Source organism: Methylopila turkensis, from assembly GCF_027922325.1.
GTDB classification, from domain to species: Bacteria; Pseudomonadota; Alphaproteobacteria; order Rhizobiales; family Methylopilaceae; genus Methylopila; species Methylopila turkensis.
The window spans coordinates 21,082-38,862 of sequence record NZ_BSFL01000001.1; the positions used below are offsets into that span (position 1 = coordinate 21,082).

A 17,781-nucleotide genomic window follows, 5' to 3' on the forward strand; every position below is an offset into this window, starting at 1 on the left:
GGTGAGGAGCCAACACCGAGGCCGACCGCCTGCTCATCCGAACGCCTCGGCGACGGCGCGCTCGACGCGGCTGGTCGAGCCGGAATCGTCGAGCGGATTGCGGCGCAGCCGATGCCTTAGCGCCGGCGCCGCAATTTGGCGGATATGCGCTTCGGTCACGACCATCGCCCCCGACAGCGCCGCAAGCGCCCGCGTCGCCCGCATCACCGTCAGTTCGCCTCGCAGGCCGTCGGAGCCAACCGCGAGGCAAAGCCGTGCGATCGTTTCCAGCAAGGATTCCGGCGTCGCGATCGCGTCGATCCGTTTACGGGCGCGCTCGATGCGACGCCGGACCTTCGCGTCCTCCGTCGCCCAGTAGGCGCAGAACCCGTCTCTGTCCCGCTCGAAGGCGTCGCGACGCTTCACAACCTCGACGCGGGTCTTCACATCCGCGGGCGTTCGCACCTCGACGCAGAGCCCGAACCGGTCGAGCAGTTGCGGCCGCAACTCGCCCTCTTCCGGATTGCCGGAGCCTATCAGCACGAAGCGCGCCGGGTGCCGGATGGACAGACCTTCGCGCTCGACGACGTTTTCGCCGGAGGCGGCCACGTCGAGCAGCAGGTCGACCAGATGGTCCTCGAGAAGGTTCACTTCGTCGATGTAGAGGAAGCCGCGATTGGCGCGCGCGAGCAGGCCGGGCTCGAACGCCTTTTCGCCGAGCGTCAGCGCCTTTTCGAGATCAAGCGCGCCGACGACCCGGTCTTCCGTCGCGCCAAGCGGCAGGTCGACGACCGGAACGGACCGCGAGACGGAAGGGCCCGGCCGGACGCCCAGTTGCGCGCAAGACGGGCAGCACGGATCCGGCCGTCCCGCATCGCAGCCATAGGCGCAGCCTGCTACGGCTTTCTGTGCAGGCAGCAGGCCAGCGAGAGCGCGGACGGCGGTCGATTTGCCGGTGCCGCGGTCGCCGATCGCCAGAACTCCGCCGACCGAAGGATCGACAGCCGCGATCAGCAGCGCGGTCTTCATTTCATCCTGGCCGACGATGGCCGAGAACGGGAACTGCGGCCGGGCGGCAGGCGCGACGACGGCCTTGGCGGGCTGAGCGCGAAACGGACGGTCAAGCATGACGGCGCCCTTTCATCGCTGCTCCACGGCGGTAGGTAGGGTGGCCGCAGCGACGCGAAGGTCGGGAGGGGCCCCGGGGCGTAGAGCGTGAGCTTAAGGCGCGCCTCGCCACGCCCTCCCCTTCCCCAAGGGAAGGATTCAGACCCCGTCTCGCCTGATACGCCGCGAGCTCACACATGGGCCGCCTCCCGAGGAGAGGCGCTTGCGCCGGCGAGGCGGGCCGGCAGACGAAACGCCACGCGTTCATCGATTCCCTCGCGAGGCTCCACCGTAACGGGCCGCCAGGCCGAGAGCCGCGCGATCGCCTCATTGACGAGCCGCTCGGGGGCGGAAGCCCCGGCTGTGAGCCCGACCGCGTCGGCGCTGGCCAGCCAGGCGAGTTCGATCTCGGCGGCGGTGTCGATCAGGTAGCTCGGCCGCCCGGCGCCCTCCCCGATCTCGCGCAGTCGGTTGGAGTTCGAGCTGTTCTTGGCGCCCACCACCAAGATCGCGTCGACATGCGGCGCGAGGTCGAGCACGGCCGCCTGCCGATTTTGGGTCGCGTAGCAGATGTCGCGCGTATCGGGTCCGACGATCGCAGGGAAACGCGCCTTCAGCGCCTCGATCACCTCGCGGGTGTCGGAGACCGACAGCGTCGTTTGCGTCACGAAGGCGACGCGGGTCGGGTCGTCGAGCTCGATCGCCATCACTTCGGCGGCGGTCGCCACAACGTGCAGGCGTCCGTCGATGCGGCCTTTGGTGCCTTCGACTTCGGGGTGTCCCTCATGGCCGATCAGGACCACGTCGAAGCCGAGCGCCGCATAGCGCGCGCCCTCCTTGTGCACGCGTCCGACCAGAGGGCAGATCGCGTCGATCACGTCGAGCCGCCGCGCGGCGGCCGCCCTCTCGACGCTGCGGGCGACGCCGTGGGCGGAGAACACCGTCACCGCGCCTTCGGGCAGGTCGTCGATCTCGTCGACGAAGATCGCGCCCTTATTTTTGAGCTCCGCGACCACATGGGCGTTATGGACGATCTCGCGCCGGACATAGACCGGCGCGCCGTGGAGGCTGAGCGCCCGCTCGACGATGTCGATGGCCCGCACGACGCCGGCGCAGAAGCCGCGGGGCTTGGCGAGGACGATCCTGAGCGGGCGCGGCGGGGTCACGCGACGATCTCCAGCCCGACATCAGCCCAAACCGTGGCGAGCGCCGCGATCAGGTGCTCGATATCCGCGTCGGTGTGGAGCGGCGACGGCGTGATGCGCAGCCGCTCGGTTCCCCTCGGCACCGTCGGGTAGTTGATCGGCTGGACATAGACGCCGTGTTCGTTCAGCAGCCGGTCGGAGATCTGCTTGCACAGCACCGGGTCGCTGACCATGACGGGAACGATGTGGCTCGGATTGGCGAGATGGGGGATGCCGAGCCGGTCGAGCCGTCGCCGGACGCGCGCCACGCGGTCGCGCTGGCGCAGGCGTTCGGCCGAGCTTTCCTTGAGGTATCGGATCGACGCCGCGGCCCCGGCCGCGACCGCAGGCGGCAGCGAGGTCGTGAAGATGAAGCCGCTTGCGAAAGAGCGCACGAAATCGACGGTAGCGGCCGAGGCCGCGATATAGCCGCCCACCACGCCAAACGCCTTGCCGAGCGTCCCTTCGATGATGGTGAGGCGGTCCATCAGGCCGCGCTCCTCCGCGACGCCGCCGCCACGGGGGCCGTACATGCCGACCGCGTGGACCTCGTCGAGATAGGTCATGGCGCCGTAGCGGTCCGCGACGTCGCAGATCTCCGCGATCGGGGCGATGTCGCCGTCCATCGAATAGACGCTCTCGAACGCCACCAGCTTCGGCCGCTCAGGATCGAGGCTGCGCAGGATGCGATCGAGGTCCTCCGGGTCGTTGTGAGCGAAGATGCGCTTCTCCGCGCCGCTCGACCGGATGCCGTCGATCATCGAGGCGTGGTTGAGCTGGTCCGACAGGATGACGAGGCCGGGGATCTGCTGGCCGAGCGTCGCGAGCGTCGCGAGATTGGACACGAAGCCGGAGGTGAACAGCAGCGCCGCCTCCTTGCCATGGAGGTCCGCGAGTTCCGACTCGAGCACGACGTGGTCGTGGTTCGTCCCCGAGATGTTGCGCGTGCCGCCGGCGCCCGCGCCCGCGCGGTCAAGCGCTTCGTGCATCGCGGCGAGCACGTCCGGATGCTGGCCCATGCCGAGATAGTCGTTCGAGCACCAGACGGTCACCTCCCGCCGGCTTCGCTCCGTGTGGTGGATCGCGCGCGGGAACCGACCCGCCTTACGTTCGAGATCGGCGAAGATGCGGTACCGCCCCTCGCGCTTCAATCCGTCGAGACGATCGCGAAAATACCGGTCGTGAGACATTCGCTTCCCTCTTCAGGCTTCCGCCGGGTGGAGCAGGCGTTTCGGATCGGACTCGTCGCAGCGGCTGTTGACGTCGCCGGACGGACGGCTGAGACGTTTTCCGCCCCAGAGCGCTGCGGAGTCCCAGGGCAGCGCAAGGAAGACGTGCTCGACGACGGCGAGCGCGAGCAGCGTCGCGACCAACGTTACGCCCGCGACCTCGAAGGCGCTCGGCTCCTGGCCGGCGCCGAAGGCCGCGATCAGCGCGAGCGCGCCGGTCGCGAGCGTGATCGAAACGGCGAAGAACGCGCCGACGGGCGCGGTGCGGAAATGACCCGCGAGATAAGCGAGATGGTCCGGCAGGAAGCGCTCGCCGGGGTTCGGCACGCCGACGAAGATGTTGAGCTTCGCCGACAGCCGCATCGCCCAGAGCACCAGGAAGGTCCAGAGTCCGACCCGGTTCGGCCCTGCGGCCGAGAGCGCCGCGACCGCGACGCCGGACGCCGCGATGACGACCTCGTGGTGGATGACGCTCGCGGCGGCCGCCCTGAACCTCGGCCAGCCCGACAGTCCCCGCGCTGCGGGTTCGCGGTTCGGACCCGTGATCGCGCCGGTCAAAAACAGCAGTTCGTTCCAGCCCCAGATTCCTATCGCGCAGGCGAAGGCCGCAAAGGCGCCGACAGGCGTCGCGACCTGCGCGGACGCGCCAAGGCCGACGAGCGAAGCGATCAGCACGACCGTCGCGGCGGTGATGCTCCATGCGAGGGCGCGGCGCGGAAGTCGGTCGAGATAGAAGATCGCGCCGGTGGCGGACCACCAGAGCACGATCACGAAGCCGATGGCGCCGAACGCGAGCGTCATCGCCGCGCTCCCCCTGATCTCTGCGCCGCGGCGGCGGTGAGGGATCGGCTCCAAACGCCGTTCTGGAGCGGGACGCGCATGGCGCTCACCACACCGGCGCGAGGCGCGGCGAAACCGGCACCTCGTTCGGGACAGTCTTCACCGCATAGAGCCGTACGAACACCGCGGCCGCCGCGATCCCGAGGCCGAGCCGCTTCAGCCGGCCGGCGCCTCGCATGCCCTCCGAAATCCGTCGCATCCTCTCGAACCCGTCCTTGAAGACCGGCTGCTCGATGTCGAGCGTGAACGGGAAGACCTGCTTGGATATCTCAGAGGTTAGGTTGAGGACCTTGTAGTCGTACCAGGTCGGATCGACCCCGAGCGCCTCGTGGAAGGCCGGCCGCTGATGGTCGCGGACATACATGGTCGCGTAGACCGCAAGCAGGAAGAACCGGATCCACAGCTTGTTGACGAAGCCCGAGGTCAGCTTGGGGTCGGTGCGCATGATGATGGCGAAGGCTTCGCCATGCCGGAACTCGTCGTTGCACCACTTCTCGAAGTGCTTGAAGATCGGGTGGAACCGCTTTTCCGGTTTCCGCTCCAGATGCCGGAAGATCGTTATGTAGCGGGCGTAGCCGATTTTCTCGCTGAGATAAGTCGCGTAGAAGATGAACTTTGGCCGGAAGAACGTGTACTTCTTTGCGCGGGCCAGGAAGCCGAGGTTTACGCCGATGTTCATGTCCTTCAGCGTTTCGTTGATGAAGCCGGCATGGCGGCTTTCGTCGCGACTCATGAAGCCGAACAGGTCGCGGACGTCCGGGTTCTTGATGCGCTTCTTGATCTCGGCGTAGAGCACGCAGCCTGAAAACTCCGAGGTCAGCGAGGACACCAGGAAGTCTTTGAACTCGCGCTGCAGCTCGGGCTCCAGCGCTTCGAGGCGGAAGTCGTCGAACTCGAGCGTTTTGACGAAGTGATCCCGGTTCTCGTCCCGCCGCATCTCGTCGATGATCTGGTCCCATTCGGCGCGCACGGCCCCGACGTCGATCCGGTCCATCGCCGCGTGGTCGGTGGTGTAGAACCGCGGAGACAGCACCGTCTCTTCCATCGCTTCCGCCGTCGTGCCCGTGGCCTTCAGGCCGCCCCCCGGGACGCCGCCCTCCATCGCGATCATGACGCGTTCCTTTCGTCCGCCGGTTTGGGGTCTTGTGTGTCGTCTTGCCTGGGATCGAAGCCGACCTCGTAGAGTTCCGTGAGTTCGAAATAGGCCGCGACAGGGGTCCAGAGCCGGCCGAAGAGGCCAGCCTGGGTCACGCGGGCGCGGCAGCGCTTGGTGAGGCGCTCGCCGAACGGCACGTGGGTCGGCGGCTCCAGCACGACGACTTCGTCGCCGGGGCCGACCTCGTAGCCGTCCAGCTCGACATAAGCGTGCAGGCTGTCATTGGTCTGCTCGAGGTCGACCGTGCAGCCGACCTCAAAGGTCCGCGCGAACAGCGGCTTGGAAGCGGATCGCCGTGCGTCCGCGCCGGACATGGCCGCGGCCGTCATCGCGCCGCCTCCTTGTGGGCCAACAGGCGATCGAAGGCGGCGACGTTGCTCGTTCCGAACGAGTTCAGCAGCACACGCTGCCCGGTGACGGAGTCGGTCAGCGTCAGCTTGCCGTCGGCGCGGCGCACCAGCATGTAAGGCGCGTCAAGCGCGCCGCCGACGCGCTTGCGTCCATAGGACAGTCCGTTGACCGCCCCCCACACGAAGCCGTCCTCGACGCCGGGCGACGTGGCGCGGATCAGCGCGCCGGTCTCGGCGTCGAACACGGATGACGACCCGACGCCGGTCGCCAGTATCACAAGCGATCGGCTCTCGACGGTCGGCGACTGCGAGTTCCGCATGGCGCCGATGTCGGCCCGCCCGAGCAGCGCCGCGCCGAACGCCGCGGCGGCCAGGAGGCCGGCGCCGATGAGCGCGATGCGGGGCGGCGCGAGATTGTCGGCGGTCACGGACATCTTGCCCTCCTGTTCAGGACGCGAGCGCGTGGGTCGGCGCGGCGCCGGCCGGCTGGGATTGGGCGGATGGCTGGAGCATCCGCTGGGCGCCGTTGGGCGCCAGCGCCTCCGCGACGAGCCTTGCGACGCGCTCGGGATCGGAGATCGCGCGCAGGGTCGGTTCCGGACTGCGCGCGCGCCATGGACGCGCATGCGGCCAGAGATGGAAAAGGGCGATCCGGTCGCCGGCCCCGAGCCCGAGCGACAGGTCGCCCGAGCCGTCCCCGAACACCTTCAGGTCGGCGCGCTCGATCCTCTCGAGCGGCAGGTTGAGGGTCGCGGTGAGCGCGACGCCGATGCTGAGCACCACCCGCCGGTTGGTCAACGTGTAGACCGCGTAGCGCGCAGAGAGCCAGGCCAGCAGCGCGAGCATGCCGATCGCCGCGAGCGCGAACGGCGCGACGCTCAGCGCGTTGAGCGCCGCGGCCGTCGCCGACCCCGTTTCGGCGAGTTCGCTCCCGGCCCGCCATATCGCGAACAGCGCTACATAGATCGCGACCTCGCGGACATGGAAGGCGCGCCAGGCGAGCGCCCGCCAGTCCGGCTTGCCCTGCCAGAGGACCCGCTCGCCTCTGGGCAGCGGCCCCGGCAGGCCATAGGGGCGCGTCTCTCCGCCCGGTGCGGCGCCGGCGCTCACAGCAACGGCTCCGCGCGGCCGGGATGGGCATAGAGCAGGCCGCCGCCGTAATAGCCGACGATCATATCCTCCTCGAGCAGCGTCACCTGGTCAGGGCTTTTGGTGACGGGCACTCCCGCGAAGTTGTCGGAATAGAGCGCCTCGCAGATCACTCGCCCGCGCTTGCCGTCGACCTTCGCGAAGGTCGTCGGCAGCAGCACCTTACGGCCGCTCGGGAGCTCGACCTCGAAGTACCGCATCATGTATTCGGAGAGGTCGACCCAGATGTCCGAGACCACGCCGGCGACCCTTTTGTCGCCGCCAACGACGGCGAAGCCGCGGGGATCAGGATCCTCGGCCGCGATCCAGAAGGTCGGGGCCGCGCGGAGCGGCACGATCTTCGGCGCGCCATCGACGGTGAGGTCCGGAACGTCCTGACGCTCGGCCCAAGCGCCCGGACCGACGCCGGCCCCCATCGGATCGCCGGTCGGCGCGTATGGCGCGCCCGAAAAGCTCGCGGTCGGAGCTATCGCGAGATCGGACCGGTCCTGCCGCCCGCTTGGGAGCGTAGAGGTGTGGTCGCCATGGAGGATGTAGGTCTTCGGATCCGGAATGCCCGGGAAGCCGACGATGGAGATCGCCCGGCTGCCGCGGTCCTCGACCAGCGGGTAGCCCTCGCGCTTGCTCTCGCGATGCAGATAATAGATCAGCCCGGCGAAGAACGCCCAGAACACGTAGAGCGAGATCAGTGCGAGATCGATATGTGGCGTGATCGCGAGATAGGAGTACATGGCGTTTCTCCCGAGCGGTCCGGCTTGTGATAGACCGGCGTCGTTTCGTCTTCGTCTCTTCGGTCAGGCGGGCATTTCCGCGAGACCGATCTTCTTGTGCGCCCGCTCGTCGCGGGCGTGCCGGACGAGGGGGCCGATGGCGATAAGCGTCATGAACAGCAACACCAGCTCGATGCCGTAGACAGCGCCGTAACTGGCGAACGGGCTTTGGCCGGCGGGTCCGAAATCCGCGACCAGATCGCGAATGACGCCTCCGAGACCGAGCGCCGCGCCGCCCGCGGCCGCGCTCACCGCGCCCCAGGCGCCGAGCGCGAGACCCGTGTGACTCGGATCCTCCATCCCCATCGCGGCCGTCAGCGTGCCGATCGAGAACAACCCGCCCCCGAAGCCGACGAGCCCGACGCCGATCCGGAACAGGGCAGGACTGTCGAGCGGACCGGCGAGCGTCACCATCACGAAAGCCGGCAGGCCGACGACGGCGCCGAACGAGGCGATGACCAACGGGTCGTAGCCATGGACGAGCGCGCGCGCCGCCGCCGTGAATGCGATCAGGGCTCCGAGCGCGAGCAACGCCGTCAAGGCCGAGGTGCCTGCGACGGTCAGGCCGAGGACCTGCCCGCCATAGGGCTCGAGCACGATGTCCTGCATCATGAAGGCGCCGGTTCCGAGAGCGACGGCGCCGAGGAAGCGCCGGGAACGCCGGGAGGCCGTGAACGCGCCCCAGGCCTCCCAGAAGCTCGGCCGGCCTGAGATCTCCGCCATCCTTTCGGCGTGGGCGCGGTTGCGCGGCTCCATCTTCCACATGGCGACGACGTTGAGCAGCACGGTCACGACCGCCGATCCCTGGATCACCTGGATCAGCTTGACCTCGCGGAAGTCCGCCAGCAGCAGGCTGTAGACGAGGCCGCTCGCGACCATCGCGCCGAGCAGCACGACGTACATCAGCGCCACGACCCGCGGCCGGTTCTGCTCGGAGGCGAGGTCGCTCGCGAGCGCGAGCCCCGCGGTCTGCGTCGTCTGTAGGCCCGCGCCGACCAGGAGAAAGGCGAGCCCCGCGGCCGCGACCGCGACCCCGTGCTCGAACGGCGGCTTGTCCATGCCGAGCACCAGCAGCGCGAACGGCATGATCGCGAGGCCGCCGAACTGCAGCAGCGTACCGAACCAGATGTAAGGCACGCGCTTCCAGCCGAAGGCCGAGCGGTGATGGTCGGACCTGAACCCGATGACGGCGCGCACGGGCGTCACCAGCAGCGGCAGCGCCACCATCACGGCGACGAGCGCCGCCGGAACGCCGAGCTCGACGATCATGACGCGGTTGAGCGTGCCGACCAGCAGCACGGTCGCGAAGCCGACCGAAACCTGAAACAGCGAGAGCCGCAGCAGCTTGCCGAGCGGCAGGTCCTCGGTCGCAGCGTCCGCGAACGGCATGTAGCGCGAGCCGACGCCGACCCAGAAGCGCGAGGCGTTGCGCACCAAGGAGATCATCGCCGCGATCCCCCGAGCGCCCGGGTCAGTTCCAGGACCTGCGAGATGTAGAAGCCGCTCTTCACCCGAACGGTCCGGCCCTGCCGCATGTCTCCAAGCGCCGGTTCCGCCTCGATGGCGCTGCGGACCGAGGACTCCCAGACCGGCTCGATCGCCGGAGACCGGTCGCCGCGCGGGAACAGCCGACCGACCGCATGCATCGCGGCGAGCGTCGGGGTCTTGGGCGCGAAGGTGAACAGCAACGAACGATCGGCGCGGCGGGCGAGCGACGCCAGGGTCGCGGTCGCCTGAGGCAACGAATAGTGTATAAGCACGTCCATTGCGACGACATGGTCGAAGCGGCCGATCGCGGGATCGGCGAGGTCGCCGACCCGGAAGTCGAGCCGACCGGCCAGCGACTCCGGCGCCCGCTGCGACGCGATCGCGACGAGCTTCGGCGAGATGTCGACGGCGACCACATCGGCGCCCCGCGCGGCCGCCTCGACGCTGAGCGCGCCGGTACCGCAGCCGGCGTCGAGCAGCCGCAGCCCGGTCATGTCGACGGGGAGCATCGCGAGGATCTCGGCCCGCATCTGGTCGCGGCCGGCCCGCACTGTGGCGCGGATGCGCCCGAGCGGCGCGTCCGAGGTCATCTGCTCCCAGGCGCGCACGGCGGTGCGGTCGAAATAGGTCTCGATCCTGGAGACCCGGTCGCGATACGCGGCGTCGGTCATCGCATCGCCCTCAATCGAATCCCAGGAGATCGAAGATGTCGCGATCCTTCAGCGACTTCGCCGTGCAGGGCTCGACCCCCGCCCAGAGCTGCGCTGCAAGCCGCAGATATTCGGCCTGCACCGCGGCGACGCCCTCCCCCTCCATCTCGAACAGGGTCGCCTTCTTGAGCCGGGAGCGGCGGATCACGTCGAGGTCCGGCAGCCGCCCGAGCGTCCTCATTCCGGTCGCGGCGTTGAACCGCTCGATCTGGTCGGTGTCTGCGGAACGGTTCGCGATGCAGCCCGCGAGCCGGACGTCGTAGTTCTTCGACTTGGCGCCGATCGCCTGGACGATGCGGTTCATCGCGAAGATCGAGTCGAAGTCGTTGGCGGTCACCACCACGGCCCGGTCGGCGTGCTGCAGCGGCGCCGCGAAGCCCCCGCACACCACGTCCCCCAGAACGTCGAAGATCACCACGTCGGTGTCCTCGAGGAGGTGAAACTCCTTCAGAAGCTTGACGGTCTGTCCGACGACGTAACCGCCGCATCCGGTGCCGGCCGGCGGCCCGCCCGCCTCGACGCACATCACTCCCGCGTAGCCTTCGTAGACGAAGTCCTCGACGCGCAATTCCTCTGAATGGAAGTTCACCGTCTCCAGCACGTCGATGACGGTCGGCATCAGCTGCTTGGTGAGCGTGAACGTGGAGTCGTGCTTCGGGTCGCAGCCGATCTGCAGCACCCGCTTGCCGAGCTTCGCGAACGCGACCGAGAGATTGGACGAGGTGGTCGACTTGCCGATGCCGCCCTTGCCGTAGATCGCGAACACCTTCGCGCCGCCGATCCTCAGCGTCGGATCGAGCGCGACCTGGACCGAGCCCTCGCCGTCGAGCTTGCAGGGGCCGGCCGCCGAGGTGGTGATCTTGGTGTGAGCGTTCATCCCGATCTTCTCCTCAGGCGGCCGCGGGGGCGCTGACGACGCCCTCGAGCCTGTCTTCGAGCTCTTCGCCCGCCTCGCGCAGCGCCTTCAGCATCGCGTCGTCAGGCGTCCAGTATTTGCGGTCGTGCGCCTCGATTAGCCGGTCGGCGACGCGCGCCGCGGAGGTCTTGTTGAGGCTCGCCAGCCGGTCCCGCATAACGGGGTCGAGCAGGTAGGTGTCGGTGATTTGCTTGTAGACCCACGGGTCGACTTGGCCCGTCGTGGCCGACCAGCCGAGCGTGTTGGTGACGTGCGCCTCGATGTGGCGCACCCCCTCGTAACCATGAGCCAGCATGCCCTCGAACCACTTGGGGTTGAGGAGCCGCGTGCGGGTCTCGAGCGCGACCTGTTCGGTCAGCGTCCGCACTGCGCCCTCGCCGCGCGTCTGGTCGCCGATATAGACCGGCGTGGCCTTGCCCTTGGCCCGGCCAGCGAAGCGGGTGAGGCCGCCGAGGGTGTCGACGTATTGGTCGAGGGTGGTGACGCCGGTCTCGACGCTTTCCAGGTTCTGATAGGCGAGGTCCACGCCCGAGAGCGCGCTCTTCAGAAGGTCGGGCTGGGACTGCGGCCGGCCGTCGACCCCGTAGGCGAAGCATTTGCGGCGTCCGTAGGTCTCGGCGAGTTCGTCCTCGTCCGACCACAGGCCGTTTTCGATCATGTGGTTGACGTTGGCGCCGTAAGCCCCTTCGGCGTTCGAGAACACCCTGAGCGCCGCCGTCTCGAGGGAACAGCCGTGGCTCGCCTGATAGGCCAGCGCGTTCTTGCGGACGAAGTTGCGCTCGGTCGGCTCGTCGGCGGACGCCGCCATCAGGCAAGCTTCCGCCAGCATCCGCACCTGCAGCGGAAGCAGGTCGCGGAAGATGCCCGACAGCGTCATGACGACGTCGATGCGGGGGCCCGAAAGCTCCTCCAGCGGGACCAGCCTCGCGCCCGCGACGCGACCGTAGCCGTCGAAACGGGGCGTGGCTCCGAGCAGCGCGAGCGCCTGGCCGATCGGCCCGCCCTCGGTCTTGAGCGTGTCGGTGCCCCAGAGCACGAGCGCGATCGACTCCGGAAACGGATTGCCATCGGCGACATACCGGGCGAGAAGCCGCGCCGCCTGCCGGGCGCCGTCCTGCATCGCGAAGGCGGAAGGAATGCGGAACGGGTCGAAGCCGTGGAGGTTGCGGCCGGTTGGGAGGATCGCGGGGCTGCGCAGCAGGTCGCCCGCCGGCGCCGGACGGGTGAACCTGCCGTCGAGCGCATGGAGGATGGCGGGAATTTCGTGGTCGAGGCGCAGCAGGTCGGCGACGCCCTCGGGCGCGGCGCCGCCGGCGGCCTCCGTCAGGGCCGCCAGCGTCTCGGCGATCTGGGCCTCGGGGGGCGTCTCGCCGACGACGTGGAGCCCATGCGGAATCAGCGCATATTCGACTTCGAGCACCTGAGCGCCAATGCGCGAAACCTTCGCCGCGGCGTCGGCCCAATCTCTGTCCGCATCTTCGAGATCGACCGCCACCGCCTGCGCGCGGATCACGGTCGCGAGCACCTCGCGCTCGGCAGCGCCGACGTCGGGCTCAAGCGCCCGCCACCGGTCGATCGAAGCCTTGAGGTCGATCAGGCCGCGATAGAGCCCGGCCTGCGCGAGCGAGGGGGTGAGGTAGGAGATCAGCGTCGCGGCGGCGCGGCGCTTGGCGAGCGCGCCTTCCGAGGGGTTGTTCGCGGCATAGAGATAGAGGTTCGGCATATCGCCGATCAGCCGATCGGGCCAGCAGGTCGCTCCGAGGCCGACCTGCTTGCCCGGCATGAATTCGAGCGCGCCGTGGGTGCCGAAATGCAGCACCGCGTCGGCGCGAAAATCCTCACGGAGGTAGCGGTAGAACGCCGAGAAGGCGTGGGTCGGGGCGAACGATTTCTCGAACAGCAGCCGCATGGGATCGCCCTCGATCCCGAACGCCGGCTGGACGCCGACGAAGACGTTGCCGAAGTGATGGCCGAGCACGAACAACGATTGGCCGTCCGAGAGCTGCCGGCCGGGCGCCGGGCCCCAGACCTTTTCGATCTCGCCAAGATGCGGATCGCGGCGGACATGATCGTCGGTTGCGATCCGCGCCGCGACGTTGGCCTGCGCGCCGTAGCGGGCGGCGTTGCCGTCCAGGAGCTGGCAGCGGAGCGAGTCGACGCTCTCGGGGACATCGACCGTGTAGCCGTCCGCCTTCAACGCCTTCAGCGTGTTGAACAGCGACGGGAACACCGCGAGATAGGCGGCGGAGCCGACCGCGCCCGCGTTGGGCGGGAAGTTGAAGATGACCGTCGCGATCCGGCGGTCGGCCTTCGGCTTGGCGCGCAGCCGGACGAGGCGGTCGACGCGGGCGGCCAGCATCGCGGCGCGCTCGGGGTCGGCGGTCATGTCGCCGGCCTCGCATTCGCGGCCGCCGAACGTCATCGGGCCGGTGGCGCCGTCGAGCTCGGGGATCGCGACCATGATGGTGGCCTCGACCGCCGACAGACCGCGCTCGGAGGCGCGCCAGCCCGCAAGGCTTTGGAACTCGACCGGATGCGCCGCGAGGTAGGGCACGTCGAGCTTGGCGAGCAGCTCCTCGGCCGCGCGGGCGTCGTTGTAGGCGGGGCCGCCGACGAGCGAGAAGCCGGTGAGCGAGACCATAGCGTCGATGACCGGCCTGCCGTCCGGGCCGGTGAAGAAGCGGTCGACCGCAGGCCGCGCGTCGAGCCCGCTCGAAAAGGCGGGAACGACGTGAAGACCCCGCGCCTCGAGCGCCTCGATCACGCCGTCATAGTGGCGGGCGTTGCCGGCGAGCAGGTAGGAGCGCATCACCAGCACGCCGACCGTGGCGTGGGCGCCTGGCCTGCGCGGCAAGCGCCCCGCGTCCTCGCCGATCCGGCCCTTGAGGCGCGGGTGATAGACGCCGACCTCCGGATATTCGACCGGCTCGCCCTGCCGCACCGTCCCGCGGAGGGATTTGCGCGGTCCGTCGGCGTAGCGGTCGATCAAGAGCCGCACGAGGTTCGCGATGTTCTCCTCCGAGCCCGCGAGCCAGTATTGCAGGGTGAGGAGGAACACGCGCAGGTCCTGCGCCGTGCCGGGAACGAACCGCAGGATCTTGGGCAACCGGCGCAGCATCTTCATCTGCTCGGAGCCGGCGCTCGCGGCGCCTCCTTTGCCGCGCAGCCGCTTCAGGAACGCCATCGGTCCGGAGGTCGGCTTGTCCATCGACAGCCGGCCGAGCCGCGTCAGCTTGGTGACTTCGGCGGCCGACATGACGCAGACCATCGCGTCGCAGGCGTCGCGCCGCGCCCGAAGCGCCGGCAGGATCGCCCGGATGTGGTCGTCCATGAACAGCATCGTGCCGATCACGATGTCGGCCGCGAGCACGTCGGCCTTGGCGCGCTCCAGCGAGGCCGGGTCGTCCTCCCAACGGGAGGCGGCGTGGAGGTCGAAGACGAGGCCCGGATAGTCCTTCCGCAGCCGGGCAGCGGCGCGGTCCGACATGCTGCCGAGATGATGGTCGAGCGTGACCACCACGACGCGGATCGCGACGGCGGGGGCGCCCCCCGCCTCAGCGGCCGAAATGGGCTTTGGCGTCATAGAGCGTCTCCACCGTGATAGCGGCAAGTCCGGCCTGGCGGGCGTATGTCTCCGTGTTCCGGCGCGCCTTCCCGCGCACGAAGAACGGGATCTTCCTGAGCTCCTTTTCAGCGTCCCCCTCCCAGACGATCGAAGCGTCATGGGCTGGTTCGGCAGGAGCCGGCTCGGCGGCGCTCGCGGTCGCGAGGTGCGAAGGCTGCGCGTTGTCCGCGAACTCGAAATCGTCGCGGAACATCGCGACGAGATGCTCTTCGAGGCCCATCATCAGCGGATGCACGAGGGTGTCGAACAGCACGTTCGCGCCTTCGAACCCCATGACGGGCGAGGTGCGCGCGGGGAAATCTTGGACATGAACCGGAGCTGAGATCACCGCGCACGGGACCCCGAGCCGCTTGGCGATATGCCGCTCCATCTGGGTGCCCAGAACCAGTTCCGGATTGAGGTCCGCGATCCGCTTCTCGACCTCGAGATGGTCGTCGCTGATCAGCGCCTCGAGCCCGAGCGCCCCGGCCGCCGCGCGCACCTCCCGGGCGAACTCGCGCGTGTAGGTTCCGAGGCCGACGACCTTGAAGCCGAGCTCTTTCGACGCGACGCGGGCGAGCGCTATGGCGTGGGTGGAGTCGCCGAAGATGAAGACGCGCTTGTCCGTCAGATAATTCGAGTCGACCGAACGGCTGTACCAGGGGAGCCGCGAGCTGTCCTTCGCCAGCACCTCAGTCGGATCGACCCCTGCGAGCCCGGCGACCTCTTCGATGAAGTCGCGGGTGGCGCCGACGCCGATCGGCGTGACGGTGGTGAAGGGCTGTGCGAATTCCCGCTTCAACCAGCCGGCGGCGGTGGCGGCGATTTCAGGGTAGAGGACGACGTTGAAGTCGGCCTCGCCAAGCCGGGCGAGATCGGCCGGCGACGCCCCGAGCGGGGCGACGACGCGCACCTCGATCCCGAGTGTTTCGAGCAGACGGCGGATTTCCTGGACATCGTCGCGATGCCGGAAGCCGAGCGCCGTCGGGCCGAGGATGTTGCAGCTCGGGCGACCTTTCCTTCCGCCCTCACCGGAGACGGCGCCGCTTGCGCGCCTCGCTTGCGCGGCTGGTCCAGCCAGCGTGCGCACGAGCCGGTAGAACGTTTCGGCCGCGCCCCAGTTTTCTTTCTTCTGGTAGGCGGGCAGCTCCAGCGGCACGACCGGGATGGGGAGGCCGACGGCGGCCGCGAGGCCGCCCGGATCGTCCTGGATCAGCTCCGCGGTGCAGCTCGCGCCGACCAACATCGCCTGAGGGCGGAAGCGCTCATAGGCATCGCGGATCGCGCTTTGCAGCTTCTGCGCCGTGTCGGACCCGAGGTCGCGCGCCTGGAACGTCGTGTAGGTTACCGGCGGGCGCTCCTTGCGCCGCTCGATCATCGTAAACAGCAGGTCGGCGTAGGTGTCGCCCTGCGGCGCATGCAGCACGTAGTGGACGCCCGTCATGGCGGTCGCGACCCGTATCGCGCCGATGTGGGGAGGTCCTTCATAGGTCCACATGGCGAGCTGCATGGTCTTCAGACCTCCAGCGCTTCGCGCCGGGCCAGCGGCCGGGCGAAGAGCTCGGCGAGGTCGCCGGCCTGCTCGTAGCCGTGGGTCGGCGTGAACAGCAGCTCGATGGACCATTTGGTCGCGAGGCCCTCGGCCTCGAGCGGGTTGGCGATTCCGAGGCCGCAGACCGTGAGGTCGGGGCGGGCCGCGCGGCAGCGGTCGAGCTGACGGTCGACGTCGGCGCCCTCGACCAGTTCGGTCCCGGCCGGCAGCAGGTCGAGCTCGGGCGCGAGCCAGCGTCCGTGGATATAGGGGCTGCCGACTTCGATCAGCTCGGCGCCGAGCTCAGTCGACAGAAACCGCGCGAGCGAGGGCTCGAGCTGGCTGTCGGGGAAGAACATCACGCGCTTACCCGCGAGCCGGGCGCGATGCCGGCTGATCGCGACGCGGGCGCGGTTCTCCTTGAGAGCCGTAACCTCGCGAACCTTCGTCGCCGGGACGCCGAACGCTTTCGCTGCGGCGGTGAGCCAAGCCGTGGTGCCGTCCGCGCCGAACGGGAAAGGGCCGACGACGCCGGAGCACCCGAGGGCGTCCAGCGTCGCCGCAGTGCCGCCGAGGAACGGCTGGGCGAGGAGATACCGCGTGTTCGGTCCGAGCGCCGGAAGCTCGGTCGAACGTCGCCCGGGCAGGAACCGGACGGGCGATATCCCCAATTCCGCGAACAGGCGCGCGAACTGATCCTCGACGATGTCGGGGAGCGCCCCCACGATGACGAGTTGCGGCTCGGCCCCCGGCGCCTCCCTGGGCGCCTCGCGGGCGAGCGCTGAGAGACAGGCGTCCTCGCCTTCCGTGAACGTGGTTTCGATGCCGCTGCCCGAATAGGACAGCACGCGCACGTCCGGCGTCAGCTTCGCCGACAGCCGCGAGGCCGCCTTCGCAAGGTCGAGCTTGATGACCTCGGACGGGCACGAGCCGACCAGAAACAGCGTCTTCGCGTCCGGCCGGCGCTCGAGCACCTGGGCGACGACGCGGTCGAGCTCGTCGTGCATGTCGGCCATGCCGGCGAGGTCGCGCTCCTCCATGATGGCGGTCGCGAAGCGCGGCTCGGCGAAAATCATGACGCCGGCCGCCGACTGAATGAGATGCGCGCAGGTGCGCGAGCCGACGACGAGGAAGAACGCGTCCTGGATCTTGCGATGGAGCCAGACGATCCCGGTGAGGCCGCAGAACACGGCCCGCTGGCCACGTTCCGAGCGCACCTGCGGCCGGGCGGTTTCGCAGCCGCCGATCGGAGCGGCGGCGCTCATCGAAAAACCTCCGCGGCGATCTCGTCCGCCGCCTGCAGCCGCGCGGCGCGCAGCTTCAGGAGGAATTGCGACGCGTTCAGCGCGTAGGACGCGTAGGCGGCGAGCGCGACCGCCATCTGGACGTTGGGTTCGGTGCCGATCAGCAGCGCGGCCACGTAGGCGCAATGAAGCGCGATCACTCCCATGCTCACCACGTCTTCCCAGTAGAAGGCGGGGGCGAACAGGTAGCGGCCGAACACGGCCTTCTCCCAGATCGATCCTGTCACCATGATCGCGAACAGCATGAACGTCTTGACGAGCACCGAGGCGGTGGCCGCCGCGTAGCCTTCGCCGGTGATCAGGAAGCGCGCGACGAGAAAAAGGCTGATCGCGAAGACCAGGAACTGCAGCGGAGCGAGCACGCCCTGGACCAACGTCCAGACGGTTTCGTCGCGCCGGACGCGCTCCTCCCGCGTATAGAGAGGCGGCCGTTCCTCCACCTGGGCGCGCCTTTGCAGCATCTT

General features: G+C 68.9%; 16 protein-coding genes. All 16 read right to left on the reverse strand.

Annotated elements, in window-relative coordinates; all coding sequences use genetic code 11:
* Nucleotides 1-33 precede the first annotated feature (33 nt).
* A complete protein-coding gene (bchI, locus tag PKE78_RS00105) occupies nucleotides 34-1,107 on the reverse strand; it encodes a magnesium chelatase ATPase subunit I (protein WP_271198811.1) in 1,074 nt (357 codons plus the stop codon).
* Nucleotides 1,108-1,277: 170 nt separating this feature from the next.
* Complete coding sequence (gene ispH / locus PKE78_RS00110; RefSeq protein WP_271198812.1) at nucleotides 1,278-2,252, reverse strand: 4-hydroxy-3-methylbut-2-enyl diphosphate reductase; 975 nt, start codon at nucleotides 2,250-2,252, stop codon at nucleotides 1,278-1,280.
* A complete protein-coding gene (hemA, locus tag PKE78_RS00115; RefSeq protein WP_271198813.1) occupies nucleotides 2,249-3,460 on the reverse strand; it encodes a 5-aminolevulinate synthase in 1,212 nt (403 codons plus the stop codon). The genes ispH and hemA overlap by 4 nt, the downstream gene beginning before the upstream one ends.
* Before the next feature lie 12 nt (nucleotides 3,461-3,472).
* Complete coding sequence (puhE, locus tag PKE78_RS00120; RefSeq protein WP_271198814.1) at nucleotides 3,473-4,300, reverse strand: putative photosynthetic complex assembly protein PuhE; 828 nt, start codon at nucleotides 4,298-4,300, stop codon at nucleotides 3,473-3,475.
* Nucleotides 4,301-4,385: 85 nt separating this feature from the next.
* Nucleotides 4,386-5,450 carry a magnesium-protoporphyrin IX monomethyl ester (oxidative) cyclase gene (acsF, locus tag PKE78_RS00125; protein WP_271198815.1) on the reverse strand — a complete coding sequence of 355 codons (1,065 nt, stop codon included), beginning with the start codon at nucleotides 5,448-5,450 and terminating at the stop codon, nucleotides 4,386-4,388.
* Nucleotides 5,447-5,824, reverse strand: a complete 378-nt coding sequence (locus PKE78_RS00130) for a hypothetical protein (RefSeq protein WP_428981208.1) — start codon at nucleotides 5,822-5,824, stop codon at nucleotides 5,447-5,449. Before PKE78_RS00130 ends, acsF begins: the two co-directional genes overlap by 4 nt.
* Entirely contained in the window at nucleotides 5,821-6,279 is a 459-nt protein-coding gene (gene puhC, locus PKE78_RS00135) for a photosynthetic complex assembly protein PuhC (protein ID WP_271198816.1), read from the reverse strand. Before puhC ends, PKE78_RS00130 begins: the two co-directional genes overlap by 4 nt.
* Nucleotides 6,280-6,292: 13 nt before the next feature.
* Nucleotides 6,293-6,955, reverse strand: a complete 663-nt coding sequence (gene puhB / locus PKE78_RS00140; protein ID WP_271198817.1) for a photosynthetic complex putative assembly protein PuhB — start codon at nucleotides 6,953-6,955, stop codon at nucleotides 6,293-6,295.
* Nucleotides 6,952-7,725 carry a photosynthetic reaction center subunit H gene (gene puhA / locus PKE78_RS00145; protein WP_271198818.1) on the reverse strand — a complete coding sequence of 258 codons (774 nt, stop codon included), beginning with the start codon at nucleotides 7,723-7,725 and terminating at the stop codon, nucleotides 6,952-6,954. Before puhA ends, puhB begins: the two co-directional genes overlap by 4 nt.
* A 63-nt stretch (nucleotides 7,726-7,788) precedes the next feature.
* Nucleotides 7,789-9,210, reverse strand: a complete 1,422-nt coding sequence (locus PKE78_RS00150) for a BCD family MFS transporter (protein WP_271198819.1) — start codon at nucleotides 9,208-9,210, stop codon at nucleotides 7,789-7,791.
* Nucleotides 9,207-9,923: a magnesium protoporphyrin IX methyltransferase gene (bchM, locus tag PKE78_RS00155; protein WP_271198820.1), complete on the reverse strand. Its 717-nt coding sequence runs from the start codon at nucleotides 9,921-9,923 to the stop codon at nucleotides 9,207-9,209. Before bchM ends, PKE78_RS00150 begins: the two co-directional genes overlap by 4 nt.
* Before the next feature lie 10 nt (nucleotides 9,924-9,933).
* Nucleotides 9,934-10,839, reverse strand: coding sequence for a ferredoxin:protochlorophyllide reductase (ATP-dependent) iron-sulfur ATP-binding protein (bchL, locus tag PKE78_RS00160; protein ID WP_271198821.1), 906 nt, complete (start codon nucleotides 10,837-10,839; stop codon nucleotides 9,934-9,936).
* Nucleotides 10,840-10,852: 13 nt separating this feature from the next.
* Nucleotides 10,853-14,461, reverse strand: a complete 3,609-nt coding sequence (locus tag PKE78_RS00165; protein WP_271198822.1) for a magnesium chelatase subunit H — start codon at nucleotides 14,459-14,461, stop codon at nucleotides 10,853-10,855.
* Nucleotides 14,433-15,992 carry a ferredoxin:protochlorophyllide reductase (ATP-dependent) subunit B gene (gene bchB / locus PKE78_RS00170; protein ID WP_271198823.1) on the reverse strand — a complete coding sequence of 520 codons (1,560 nt, stop codon included), beginning with the start codon at nucleotides 15,990-15,992 and terminating at the stop codon, nucleotides 14,433-14,435. Before bchB ends, PKE78_RS00165 begins: the two co-directional genes overlap by 29 nt.
* A gap of 5 nt (nucleotides 15,993-15,997) precedes the next feature.
* Nucleotides 15,998-17,278 carry a ferredoxin:protochlorophyllide reductase (ATP-dependent) subunit N gene (locus PKE78_RS00175; RefSeq protein WP_271198824.1) on the reverse strand — a complete coding sequence of 427 codons (1,281 nt, stop codon included), beginning with the start codon at nucleotides 17,276-17,278 and terminating at the stop codon, nucleotides 15,998-16,000.
* Entirely contained in the window at nucleotides 17,275-17,778 is a 504-nt protein-coding gene (bchF, locus tag PKE78_RS00180) for a 2-vinyl bacteriochlorophyllide hydratase (protein WP_271198825.1), read from the reverse strand. Before bchF ends, PKE78_RS00175 begins: the two co-directional genes overlap by 4 nt.
* Nucleotides 17,779-17,781 lie beyond the last annotated feature (3 nt).